Here is a 14,586-nt window from a genome sequence, read left to right on the forward strand (position 1 = left end):
TCTTCTTCCCGGATCGGGTCGGTCAACACTTGCGTTAGATTCGCGACTTCCCCCTCGGGGGAATCTGTGCTTAAAAGAGTTTACACAAAATTATTTACAGACCCTACCAAAAATGTTCTGTCATTTCAAAAACCTTTCTATAATACTAGGACAGTTTCTTTTCTCTTAATGATAAAATTGACCAAGTATATCATTACCACAAAAGAAGCTTACTTACCCCAAAAAAATTCAAAAGGAGGGTGTGTCACTCTTTTTGAATGTCTACATTATATCTTGCTTTTCATTTTTCCTATCACACCACCAGCGCTATTAACCCCATAACTACACCGTATGCAGGAACATATGATACTGGGTTTCGGTCTGATTCAGGATGTAAATTCTTTCGTTTATAAAGATTTCTGAGCGGGATCCGCTTCTGTATATTTGCTGTTTGCCCAGAGATAATAACTTTCGTATCCAAGTATTATCATATCCTTTATCGAATTTATCCTCTCTTTACTTGATGGAGCCTAGGAGAGCGCCCCCCTGTTTTATGTTTTCAACTGGAGGGCCTTATTTAATTAAATGTTTTAGCTATAAAGATTGTTACTCCATTTTGGCCTTTTTACAGTTTGTCTACATTTGTCTAAAGAACATCGAGGAGGTTCTGAGTGAGACACAGCAAAACAACTTCTTAAATTATCGTCTAATACATTACGGTTGCATATGTATTTTTGCAATCCACATTAAATAGATTAGCAACTGAGGGTTATCAACAAATCTTTTTAATAATAAAATGCCTTCAGCTTTGAGAAATCCCAATAGCTACCTTATCTCCTCCGGCCTGCTCTGGTTGAAATGATATATTTACTTTCATTTCTCTGATCTTAACTTTCACCCCTATTTTTGACAGAACGCTATTAACTGGCGGAGAAAGAGATAACAGCCTTTTCTCTTCAAAATGATCATTCAGTAAATAGTATTCAGGGGGAACCTCACTTTCTAATGCTTCTCTAAAACCCTTGTAAAACAAAGGGCCACTCTCTTTATTCACTTTTAAAATACCTTCTTTAAATGCTTTTAGGTCTAAATAAGCGTTCTTCTCATAATAATAGACTTTCAAGTCATCGTTTGGCTGACCATTAAAGCTAACTTCCATATCCTTCAAATCAATTAAATCTTTGGAGGGATCTAACAATAGGGGAACCCTTGTTTGAATATTAATATACAAGTTTAATATGTGATTTGTTACTTCTTTATCAAGTCTCCCTACCCGCCTAATACTAAAATATGCTTTTTCCGAGTTTTTATACATTTTTAATGTCGAACCTTTATATCTTAGATAATGTCTCCCATTAGAATACTCGGTAAAATCTTTTATCATTGGTTGAATTAAGCGCTGGATGTAAGTATAGTATTGTCTTCCCCACGAAAACTTTCTTTCTAATTTAATATCAAATGGAACACTTGCTTTCCCTAAATCATTTAAACTACATAAGTCAAGTATATCGGTAGGAATTATTTCCCTTTTTCTCACATCCCAGAAAATCTCTTCATTTCCAAGTCGCATTTTATGATAATTATTACCTTCTCCTGAAATGAAGTTTTGCAAAACTAATGTTCCAATAGAATCATTGCGGTTAGGAAATTCATCTTTCTTCTTTAATTTTCTTGTAACTAAATCACAAACTTGAGAAAGTAAAACAGCTTTTGTTATCTTCCCATCGATATCTAACTCAAATACATCCCCAAACATAATAGGTTCATATCTTTCGTTTACAGATTCATCCAATAATTGAATTCTCCTCAAATCTCTCATATGTTGATCTGTTTCATAATCCCATACTTCACAAGGCCAACCTTGAACCTGCTGAAGTTGATTATGTATTTCCTCCATTGCCTCAACGTTTCGGTATACAATATTTTTTGCTAGGGCTAGTGAAAAATCTACTAAATAGGTAGTTTCAGAAACACCCTCAACTTCTACTTTATCTACAAATAAAGCTTTCATTGTCTTCGTATTAGATAACAAAAGCTGATTAATCGCTTCATTAGTTCCCTCGTTAAGCAACTGTTTTATTGTTTTAATTGCATCTAACATGATTTTCCCCGATTTTAATTCTCTAAATACACGGGTAATCTCTTTAATAAATACATCTTTATCATAAACATCATCTTTATTAATATAATTTAATAGCGCCATTAGTTGAATATTATAATGGTTCGCACATTTTCTAAAGAGCGCCTGCTTTTTTTCAGGATCCAACATATCATAAGTTTTATCTTGAAATTGAACAGTACTATGTGAACTCAACATAATAATATAATAAGTCTTATCGTTTTGAAGAGATAGTTCTTCCAACTTCTCTAAACCAGAATACTTGCCACCGAAGTCATAATCCATAATAATCACGTTAAAATCACTACAATTACACCACTCCTCCGCAAGATTAAGTGAACATTCGTTAAAGAACTCCTCAGTATAATTTATTATATGGCTTATCGAAGAACGAATTAATTCAGGATTATACCTCTTTATAGCGTTTGTAATATTATTCCTCAGCACTTGATCATCAAAGAAATCATTTAATTCGCCTGTGTCTCTGAAAGAATCAATAATATCTCTAGTTTCTGATTCTAAAATTGTTTCAATGAAATCTTCTTTATAAATTAATTGTTCTAATATAGTATAAACTTCTTCATATTTTACATTAACTTCATCATCTAAGATGATAACACTGTTAACCTCTAATCCTTCAATTAACATCTAAAATCAATCTCCTTTCATTGAAGAAAAGTCAATCATGAATGTATTAAAACGGCCCCACTTATTTTTTTCTCTCAGTAATTCAAACCTTATTTTATGAAATGAAGCTATTTCCTTTGATATAAATAGTCCTAAGCCCTTTCCTTCTTCCCTTCTAGTAAAAAAAGGTTCAAAAATTGCATCCGCATCTATTTCTGAAATACCAGGTCCATTATCTGAAAAGAGTACCTCTCCATCATCAGTAATTTCTATAGAAATCACTCCAAAGTCATCCTCACTTTTTACTTGAATCTGATTAATCCAATAGACTGAGTTTAAAATGAGGTTGTCAAAAAGTTGAATTATTAAACCTTTATTAACTTTTACAACTATACTAGGAACATTATTTTTCACAAGTATTTTTGTCTTGCGATTATACTTCGCTAAAATCGGTTCCATTGCAGCTGAAATATTTTTAATTTGTGCAACCAAATCAACAGAACTTTTCACCCTTCTCATAGTTATAGCCTGTTCATCTATCTGGCTAATCATAGTACGTAATGATTTTATATTAAATTCAAGAAGTTCGAACCTAGGTTTTATTCCCGTAGGTATAGAAGTTTGTAATTCAAATAATATTGAAAGAATTTTATTTATAAAATTATGCAGCTCGTGAGCTATTTGCATAGAAGTCATACCTATAGCCGATATCTCTACTAACGATCTTTCTCTACGGTTTATTTGTTTGAGTCCCTCTTGGATCTTTTCAGAATCCCTCATTACAGCCAAATACATTTCTTTATTAATTAAATTTCCTTGCTTCTGAGAATTAAACAAGAAACTTTCTATATTATTTGCTGATTCTTTGGCTTCATCTAAAATATCTGTAAATGTGCGGACTTTCTCATTTCTAGATACTACATTGCCAAGGGTTTTAAATATCTCCTCAACAATTCTTTTGAAAATATCATAAGATTTATTCTTGACTAGACCTTCACGATTTGTCTGATCTACAAGATAAGGAGCTTTTGTTGACTCTAAAGAAATATAACCAGCTGTCTGCTCTCTTACTATACGCCCCTTACCACCTTTTCTGATTCTATCTTTGTTTAGTTCAAGCCAATCATCTCCTGGATCACCATAAGGATAAATTCGAAATCCATCTCTAAATATCATAGGGCCCCCAGTATAACGGTCCAGAGCCTTTCTAATTTCTTTGGAAGAACCGAAATTGCTAATTTCTTTTAATCTACTGCCAGTTCTATTAAAAATATAAAAATGGTAATCAAAACTTCCAACATACCCCTCTAATTCCTTGTCATCATTAATAAGTGATCTTTGCAAAGGTATATTAACAGTTAAATGCTCAATAATTTCGCCTTGATTACGTACCCAATATTCCATTTCGAGGTTTCCTGGAACATACGTCCCCTTAGCTTCATAATGTGCTTGTGAAAATAATTCTGAATCCGCCTTCCCAAGTATCCACTTTTTCTTATCACCGTTGTGATCAATTAATTCAACTGTAACTGTAAATTTCCTTGGAAGTGCTTTATATGGATTTATAAATTTTGATGCGGAATCAAGCAAGAAATCATTTATTGCTTTAATTGTCCACTCATCACCAATAAAATCTTTGATGTCCGTAATTGTAATTCTGGTATACTTTCTTTCATATTCTTTTTTTTGTGTTTTATAAAATTTGTTTTCAACTTCATCTAGAAAAAGTCTACTTTTATAACCATACTTTGACCAATCAATCTCAAGGTTCCAAATGCACTTTGAATCTAAGGTGGTAGTTTCCAATTTTAAATGGTTTCCAAGTTTCATTGTCGAAAACCGTCCTAGCCCCTTTTCTCCTAATGGAACATCAACATCCCCTTCTTCTAATTCTTCCTTATCATCGAGTCTATTAGCAGTACCAACCACTAGCCAACAATTTTCTATTACATCCCCGTCCATCCCATCGCCTTCATCATAAATAATAATTTTGCGTTCCTTTTGGTCAATGGTGATATTAACTATTGGTGATTTAGCATCATAAGAGTTTTTTATTAACTCTAATAAAGCAACCTGTGTACTACTAATAAGTCTTTCTCCAAAGTGTGAAATGATTCTTGCCATCGGTTTAAATTCAGCCATAACCCTCACCTTCTTATTAATTATATTTTCCAATCTAACGACTTGACTATATAACTAAGCATACTAGAGTTTGCATACGGAACTTGAGCAAAAACTAAACTTGGCTCACCTTGTAATCTTGCAACCAGATGTCCTTTCCCAAGCAACTTTTCGGCACCTTTTTCTCCTAAAGAAATCTCGGAAGTTCCGACACTCTCAACCCGCAAAATCAATCTATTCCCTAAATTATCCCTCAACTGCACTGGTAACACATTCGCATCAGGACGTTGAGCAGCAAAAATCAAATGTATACCCGCTGCCCGTGCTTTAACACCTAATCGTTGAACAATAGAGGAAACAGCACTCTTATAATCATCGATGAGCATCCATTCAGCGAACTCATCGTGTATTAAGAAAATAAGGGGCAATTTCTCATTATCTGTAACCTTAGCATTAAAATCTTTTAGATTATTAACTCTGAACTCTTTAAACTTCTGATACCTGTTATTCATCTCAACTACCATTTCTTCCAATATCTCTGCAGCTTTATTCTGATCATCAATAATGCCTTCAACTAAGTGAGGAAGATCAGCAAGGTGCATATAATCAACACCATATTTAGGATCTATTAAATAAATATGTGCCAAATTTTTACTATTTGTTACACAAATATCGAGAATGAGATTTTGCAACAAGACTGATTTACCACTACCTGTTGCTCCTGCTATGAGTGTATGAGGAGCATGCTGGGCGCCTCCCTCAAACTCACCACCTAAGTTTAAATAAAGTATTTCACCGTCTAACTCTTTTACACCAATAACGAAACTCATATTTAAGCCCGAAGCATCGTTCTGTACTTTACGAAGTTTCCAAACATCTGCTAAAGAGATACCTTGCCTATGTGGACGAGCTAATGAAACCACTATCTCTCCAGGCTGAGCCATGATATTGATAACATCTAGAGCATGAGTTGTTAATAGAATTGACCTTCTTTTTTCAACATCATCAACTTTTAATTGATCGGACCCTTTTAATCGTATTACTATTGCGTTCGGTGTTAAACGATGGCTAATTACTTTAGCTTGTAAATTATAGCTAATAAGAGCCATTCTTAATTTATTAACCGTTTCGCTTACCCATGTTTGATCCTCGATATTCTCCTCAACAGATTGAGCGTTATCCTCGATCCAAATGGATAATGCTGTTGTCGCCCAGGGAATGGCATTCATATTCTCTTCATGATTATTTTCTTCTTTTGCAGTAGAGCTTGTACCAACCACTACACTTTCATTTCTTGTAGCATTATTAGCATCTTCAATATCATTATTTTCATCTTCCGCGACTTCATCAGAAGTAGAATTTGCTTTCGTGGTTTCATCCTCAACAATAGAGATAGCGCCGGTATTACTTGCAGCAAGGAAGTTGACTCTCGGAGCAGGTAAATTAGTATCATGAATTTCCCAAGGCTTACTGTCATCAAATTTCTCACGAATTGAGATGATTGACTCTCCTTTATGATAAGCCAAGATTAAATCCCTTACTAAATCTCTAGTAAACATCTCTTGATAACACTTTTTTGAATTAGCGATCGGGAATCTTTCACTTTCCAAGTTAGAATCAGGTAACGTAGATAAAAATACGTGAGAATAACCTTTAATCTCAATAGGGATTGAGCCATTACGAATACCCTCTCGTAGCTCTTCAACAGAGTATGGAGATCCCGGAGGTAGCTCAATTCCATCATTTAACATGTCGCTTAATCTCGAGAGCCACAAATCTCTGTCAAGTCTTCCCGGGTTGCCAAATATAGCATTGTCCATTCTTGAAACAGTGTCACGCAACTGTTTTGATGAGTTTTTCTTAGCCTCAGAAGCATTTTTTGCGTCCACATACTTTGCTTCAGATATAAATACCTGTAGGTGAGGTTTGTTTTCAATTATTTTAGGACTTAGAGCTAATATATCAGCAATCTGCTCTTCTTTTTGACCTAGCCAGGTTGCGTAGTCATCTAAGAGAAACCAGCTAGTAGGTTGGTCTACTTCCATTTCTGATTGGAGGATCGCTTTACTTAATACAACTCCAATTAGTTCACCAGCACACACTCCACGTTTAGCAGCGCGAAGAACAATATCACCTGAGATTGTATTGGCGTCATCGATGAAACGTTCCGTTAGTAGAACTAACTCTATCTCACTTAAATTTAAATTCAAAGCATTCAATCGCCGTTTCACCAATACATTAAGCAGATTCAACTGTGATTTTGAGGATACTACTATATTTGAACCATGGGATTTATTATGCTGATACTTTATTACTTTCACACCTAGATTCTTTAATTGCCTTCTTTCTAGCAATTCATCATAGTTGACTACCCACTCACCTAGCTTATGGGCTTCGTCAAAGATTGCCTTCACTTTCTCATTTTGAAATGATATTTGCCTAGCAGGTAAGAAAAACGTTCCTTCATTAACATCTTTACCTTTTACCACTGAATAAACTGTCGAAAGATAAGACCACCCCACAGATGGTTGACTTGGACAAGTAAGATACACCGTTGATTTTAACTCATCTTTAGCTGTAGAACGCCTTTTCGCCCACCGCGGCGGATAATGATCAAGAATATCCGGGATTTTTCTAATCTGTACCTGGTCCCACTCAAGAATTGCTTGTCTTGATATAACATCTTGAAGAAATACAATATCAGCAAGTTTTCCTTCTTTGGGATCTGATATGGAGGCTTCATGTGCCATAACCCCCACACGAAGCCTCGCCATAAAATCACGTGTCACTTCACTTGCGACAAAAGAATCCGCATTATTATCCGTACTTTCTACCATCTTCATATACAATTCATTTAACTTATTAGTATCACGATGTCGTAAAATAACCTGACATCTAACCTCGTCTTCGGTCTCATGCAAATTGGCAAGTGAGTTAACAATGGTCTCGGGTAATCTAATTGAATCACAATTATATAAGACTATACTTAAATTGGTTTTCTCATGCGGTTGGAGGTCTAAATATCGTTGAACAAGCTGTAATAGCTTATCAGTTGCTTGTTTAGGATCCTCATTTGTCTGCATGTCGTTATCATCACGTAGCGGTGACTCCATTAAAGTGTAGTCGTTCTTGGTATCTGTAATAGCAAGTAAAATAGGCTCTTGTCCTTTATATCCTATAGATACTTCCGGATAGTATGGGTTTAATATCTCTTCTTTCAAGTCCATAAAGAATAAACGTTGGTCGCCAAAATCTATTTGTTCACTGGTTAACACATAGTTAATTAAACCTATAACTTGTCGAGCCTTAACGGATTTCGCAACCATACGCATAGGATGCCAAGGCGAAATGATAGTCATTGGTTTGTTTTTATCTCCATCGACTTTCACATTACCAATACTCATAACCGGCTGCAGGATATCAATTCGATTCACATCCCCTAGAGCATGCTTATGTAATGTACGAAGAAATTCATCATACAATTCACATTGTTCGATTATTGAATCTGAATTAATTCCTTCTTGCAACCACTCTTTTAGGGCCAATTTGTATTTTTCAGAGAAATTCACCCAACCTTCTTTAACAGAATCGTAGTTTTGTTGGGAAAGCCTATCTTCTTTCAGTGAGCTCTTTAGGTTATTCAAAAAAACCTTTTCTAGATCTGTTGTTTTTGCAAAAACACCAACTAACGATCCTCTATCTTGACCAAAAACAGCCTGCAGTGTACCAATATCACTCAAAGAAAGACCTTGAAGCTTTCCTTTCTTACTTACGGGATTTTGAGAAACTGTTGAATATGAAAACGGATGATCAGCTAGTCTTTTTAAATCATCATATAATTCTAGCCCAATTCCTAATGGGTCACCTTGCCAAATAAGTTTAACGTCATTCTTTTGTTTTGTTCCCTGCAAGTCGTGATAAGTTAGCTCGATATAAAACGCGATTTGTATAGCAGATCTTGCAGTAGATGTATTCTTCTTATTTTCTTTTTGTTTTCGCTCTGCAACCAAATGATCATATTTAAATAAATGGTGAGTTTCCCAATTAACTTGCCAATCCGTTAACTTCTCCAACCCTCTATATGCACAGCAGAAGTATAAAGCAACATCTTCGTTTAGATCCAGCCATGATTTTTTACTATTTGTCTTTTGAGTACGTATCTTTAAAGATTTCATACCAGCGACACTATCACATTGCGCAAAGAGTCTTTCAGTCGCTTCAAGCAAACCTACTAAAAAATCGCTACAATCAATTGCTTTTCCATATACATAACGATCCCACTCGGCCTTTAAAGACTTATCTGTTTCTAAGTTTTGTCTATGCTTGTCATAGAACTCTTTATCTTCCTCTGTGGCTTCTTTTGCTTTTCTTTTTTTAAAAAATTCATCTAAATTACTTAAATAAATTAATTCTTCATCAGTAAGCGTATTTGGAAATTCATCCTCGTACAGTTGACGAGTTCTCTCAGCCAAGTTAATTTTCATTGGTTTTAGCTCGAAAAACAAAAGGTTTACCTTATCCCCTTCCCATTCTAACTGAGCCAACCTTTCTGCTGCATTAGACCAATTTGCATTTGAGTTTATAAACAACTCCATAATGGGTTGAACCGCTGGATCAATTTCGCTTTTCACTTTTTCATAAGACGACATGATATCGCTATTCTCTATTAATTGTCTGTTAGGATGTTGTTTATATAAGTAGCATGCTCTTTTAGTATATGCCTCTAAAAACTTTTTTTTCCATCGGCTCGCATGCCCTAATGCGTTATCTGGTATCGAATCAAAAAAATACGAATCTCGTGGAATGCGAAGTGCAGGTAAGGCCCAGCCTAATGCACGTACTACAGGTATACATTTCTCAAATATTACTTCACGCACCATAACTACAAACTCGCTAAATTCTTCAAGACTGCATTCGCTTGCCTCCTGTAACCCTTTTAGAGATTGCTGCCAATACTTTTTTTGATCATCCGTTAGGGGTAAATCCTTGCTAGCTACTTGAACCCAGATTTCCGGTTGACTTTTTAGGTCCCCGGCTCCAACTCTTGCAATATCCCTTAACGACTGTCCTTGATCATCATTTGTGTTGGCTAGAAGTATTGCTGGTTTATCACATGAGGCATTTCTCCAATAAGTCGTTTTCTCATCTGTAACCATTTCATCAGGTAATCCATTACCTTCAACAAGCTTTCGAGGAACCTTAATAGAGAGTGATAATGATAGTAAAGCATCCTGGCGGATTGTTTTACAAATCAATGAAACTTGATCACCTGTAAGACGATCCAATAGAAAACGCGCCACTCCCTCATCTGAGTTGCCCGACTGTAATTGTCGACGGAGATATTCCGTTGCCACTTGTCCTATAAGTTCCAGTTGATTCATTAATTTTCATCCTCCCGAATTCCGAAGGGATTCTCTACATATGCACAGGCATCAGATAACCTACGCAATAATCCCATACTTGATAACCGTTGCTCAAGCCGTCTTGCATTTTCCGAAAAGGCCTCCATATCGGCTCTTCCGGAATCCGTTAGTTGCTGAGCCTGCTTATCGCCAATTATAAAACCATACTTCTCATATAATTTTTCTAAAAAATCCTGAAACTCCATTCTTTGCGGCACTACACAAAGGACTAATGATTTAAGCAATATATCCTGGGGAGCATATCTTAACCTCCTGGCTCCCCTTCTAGAAGATAAACCAATTTCTTTACCCCAAACACTATGAAATTTATCAACATGTTGTTTATGTCTATTATTAGCAGCTGTAACAAACTTATTTATCAAGTCTTCTGGCGAATTAGCAGACTCCACTTCATTCTCTTTATTATCCCTAGGCCAAGCATATTCTTTCTTTAAAAGGTTTATTGCTTCGGTTATATCTGTTATTTGACTCCATGAATCTGTATTAACAACTTTTCTTATATATGACTCTATTGCACGACGAGACAAATTATTATGTTCAGTAAAGGAATCAGATGATAAATCACGTATAACTGTTTTCTTTGATGCAACAATCTCTAATACAAATGTAAGCTTTTGCATATCTCCAAGTTCAGCCTTAGCGCGATTCAAACTATATATGACGAAGTGTAAACCTGTGATATTTACAAGATGAGGAATTGCATCATAATTTGGAATGTTACTTTGTAATAAACCTAACCAATCGTCAGCAAGTGTTAAATAATCTGGTAACTCAAGATATGGTAAATAAGCTCCAGATCTAACAGTAGATGAAGTTAACGTTCCCATCGGTTCTAGTGCTGCAACTAGTCGGTTGAATTTATTTTCATGATTTAATACACTTTTGTTAAGTAATGAAAGTATTTGCTCCCCTTTTCCGCTTCTTGTTAACATCAGATATAATAATTCCCCTGTCCTACCAAAAAACCTTCGATCATTAGTAAAGCTGCCATTGTCTTTTACTTTTAAGTCCTCATATAAACAATCGGGGCCATACGGAAAAATAAACTGAGAACTCCATCTTTTATTATTTTCACCTTCAATGGTGGTTTCCCGCAGAAAGTGAACTACCTCAGCAAAGTCTTCAAACTTTGAAAATCGTTTCTCTAAATAGCTAAAGTCAGCATTAATGAGCCCCGCTTGACTTTTATTCATGACTTCATACCATTGTACCCAGGCTTCTTTTGGATCATGTTTATATCTATTAGCTATCAACGATAATTGAGGGTTATTAAATAGTATGTTACGCAAATACAACCTAGCTTTTGGTGAATATGCTAACTTATTAGCCTCGAGTTCAATGAAGCCTCTGCCTGCATCATGTTCTGACTGAAGCACATTTAAAAATTCTATAAAACAAAGCCACGGAGTTTGTTCATCGTATAAACGATGACCCCAAATCGCTTCATCTACCCACATATCTGCATCATGTTTAGTAGGACGCGGAAGCCTCTCACGCATTGTAGTTAACCTCCACAGTTTTATCATTTATGATACCGTCTTGATTCAGCCTAATAATTCTAAATGATAAATCTTTTACGTCATCGGTATCTTCTCCATCTATTTTACGGCGTATCTCTAACTGCTTAAGTAGTCTACTTTTAAATCCCAAAATGTCTTCATAGCATTCTCGAGAAAAACTACCCGGCAATGCCCCCTCAGCAACACGTGATATAAATTCAAATCGTACTAATTGTAAGGGTAGCTCAACAGCCTCAACAGACGAGGATAGTCTAACCTCAATCACAAGTTTCCCATGATCATTAACTTTAAGTTGCATGCTCTCCCCGCGTTTTTTAGGAACAGAAATACTTTCTTCATAAATTCTACTAACTTTTGCCTGCGAGTGACTTCCCGACGTAGCTAATATTAACTCATCATTATTTTTTGCAAGTAAACCAGTAAAGATACGATTTAAACCTTGTGCAATTCGGAATGTAATGTGTGATGCTACTCTACCACTCTGTGCGGCTTTGTATACGTCAGTTAAAAATTCTCCGGCGTAGTGAAATGTGGTAAGTTTCCAAAGTTTAAGTTCCTCTTCTTTCTCTCGAGAAATGACAAAAAACAATCTCTGCCTCTGAGAACGAAGCGAATCTAAAAAAGAATTTCCACTATCCGTCATTACACCTTCTAGGTACTCCTTTTGATTTGCCCGAAATGCTTGATCTGCACCGTAATATGTATCATTTAGAACAAGATCATTGTAGTACACGTTTAGATCAGGATCATCTTGACCAAAAATCAAAATATTATCAATAGCGTTACTTGTCTCATAACCTATACCAAATCTACCTAATGTAGAGAAAACATCCGTAGACTCCCGTCTTCTTTCTGTGAGATTCTCCCCTAAAATATTACGGTAGATACTCGCCAGTGAAGTTCTATCGCTCTCAACAATTTTGACTACTTCAGAACAAGACATAATTCTGTCTCTGGCATCTGGATGGCCTAATAACATATTCGATACAAGAAGAAGCAATTGTCTTATAGGAAGATGAACACCATTTAGCTCACATAGTTCCAACAAATCGGTGACTCTTGAACGAATAAGATTTTGATCTTTGTTGCCTTCAAGTCTTTTACGATTTTCCCATATAGGGCATCGTTTTTCTATCTGATCATTTTCCTTAAGAGAACAGTTATTACAATCATTCCAACCCGGATGGTTTAATACAACATCAACAATTTGCGGAAAAAGTCTAGCTGAACTAATTTGGCTCAAATTATAGAGCCTCAGATTAAATCCATCTTTCTCTCTAATCTCATTTACAAGTAATCCCTCTACACAAAGTTTCACCGATTCAGTATGTGTATCGGTATCGATATTTTTCCATGTTTCTATTAGTTGACCGTCATTTGCCGCAATCAAAAAGACATTTCTAGCATAAGGGTTCAATACAGAATCTACAAAGTCTTTAAGAATTCCTCTTTCTTCATCTTTAAGTTCACTCAAATCTTTAATCACAAATAATTTAGCACCATTCGGTAATATGAGTTCTTTGATTTTATTATCGTTCTGCCATATCTGAAGAGAACCGTTAAGAGATATCCAAATCTCTCTACAATTAAAAGTTTTTCCATCTCCGGCGGTTCCTGTTAGAATCACAGATTTAGGTTTGCTGGACCTGAAATTCTCAATTAGCTCTTCCAAATAAACAGACTCTACTATTATCGGTACAATATTTTTACGTTTCAGAGTTCTATGTATGGATTCATCGTACATGTTATCGTTACGTGGGATAGGGCCATATTGGCGAAGAAAACTAATCCAACTGGATTCAATCATAGTCATTTTTTACTACCACCTTCTAAAAGTAAACTCAAATTTAGGTCTTAGGTAGAGTTTCGACAAAATAATATCATTCCCTTCTATTGGAAACAAAAAAAACCCAGATATGACCATCTGGGGTGAATTATTATTAGTATACAATTAAAAATAAGTCCTCAAGAAAACACACAAACACATGGAACCGTATCATCCTCATCAGGTATATCTATTGGGCATGATGCAGTAGCTACCTCATCCATTCCTTTATTCACTATATCAAGATATATTCTGTATTCACGAAGAGTATATGGTCTACCGTTATCTTGTACTTTCAAAATGCTTACATCACCTAGTAAATCTCTCATTCTTTCTTCCATTTCCACTTGCTCTTGATATTTATGTGGCCAAATTTTATAAAGATCTGCATAATGCTTAAATCCACCTCGTACACAACGTCCTCCACAGTTAGCATGAGAAAATCCCAAATCATACATTCTTGGTAGTTTTATTCCCCATTCATCATTAATAACTCTTTTCGCATCGAAATCTTTAGTGTTTTTACCAAATAAGGGAAACCTCGTCTCAACAGGCTCTAATGCTTGATGCCCATAAAATTCTCTGAGACTATCAGCACGTTGCTTTTCATGAGTACCTATTCCAAAATATAAAATCGGTTCAAGACCTTGATCTCTTAACTCTTCAATAAAAATAACTGTCTGCCTAACCTTTAATTCCGAAGAACACTTTGCAAGCCTAGAGTTCCCTAAAAACCTCGTCTCTTCAAAAACCTCCTCAGGAGTCCTACCATCTACTCTCTCGGTTATATCAATACCAATATATTCGGCTACTTCGTACATGAATCTATAGTTATCTTCATCTTCCCATAATGTATTTGTGAAAAACAAAATGCAATTCTCTTTACCATGTGCCTGTACCATTTCATATGTAACAAAAGCACTCGCAGCTCCCCCACTGAACATTGCAACATGTACTGGCTTTCTATTCATT

At 35.6% G+C, this 14,586-nt stretch carries 6 protein-coding genes; all 6 read right to left on the minus strand.

Annotation, left to right across the window (positions count from 1 at the left end):
* Positions 1-781: 781 nt before the first annotated feature.
* Entirely contained in the window at positions 782-2,746 is a 1,965-nt protein-coding gene (locus M2108_RS22330; RefSeq protein WP_277471583.1) for a hypothetical protein, read from the minus strand.
* A gap of 6 nt (positions 2,747-2,752) precedes the next feature.
* Positions 2,753-4,867 carry a sensor histidine kinase gene (locus tag M2108_RS22335; RefSeq protein ID WP_277471584.1) on the minus strand — a complete coding sequence of 705 codons (2,115 nt, stop codon included), beginning with the start codon at positions 4,865-4,867 and terminating at the stop codon, positions 2,753-2,755.
* 20 nt (positions 4,868-4,887) lie between these two features.
* Entirely contained in the window at positions 4,888-10,227 is a 5,340-nt protein-coding gene (locus tag M2108_RS22340; RefSeq protein WP_277471585.1) for an FtsK/SpoIIIE domain-containing protein, read from the minus strand.
* On the minus strand, positions 10,227-11,768 hold the full coding sequence (locus tag M2108_RS22345; RefSeq protein WP_277471586.1) for a methylation-associated defense system protein MAD7 family protein: 1,542 nt from the start codon (positions 11,766-11,768) through the stop codon (positions 10,227-10,229). The genes M2108_RS22340 and M2108_RS22345 overlap by 1 nt, the downstream gene beginning before the upstream one ends.
* On the minus strand, positions 11,761-13,602 hold the full coding sequence (locus M2108_RS22350; RefSeq protein ID WP_277471587.1) for a hypothetical protein: 1,842 nt from the start codon (positions 13,600-13,602) through the stop codon (positions 11,761-11,763). The genes M2108_RS22345 and M2108_RS22350 overlap by 8 nt, the downstream gene beginning before the upstream one ends.
* 152 nt (positions 13,603-13,754) lie before the next feature.
* Positions 13,755-14,585: a hypothetical protein gene (locus M2108_RS22355; protein ID WP_277471588.1), complete on the minus strand. Its 831-nt coding sequence runs from the start codon at positions 14,583-14,585 to the stop codon at positions 13,755-13,757.
* Position 14,586 lies beyond the last annotated feature (1 nt).

Source organism: Paenibacillus sp. PastM-3 (genome assembly GCF_029893965.1).
Lineage (GTDB): Bacteria > Bacillota > Bacilli > Paenibacillales > Paenibacillaceae > Paenibacillus_AQ.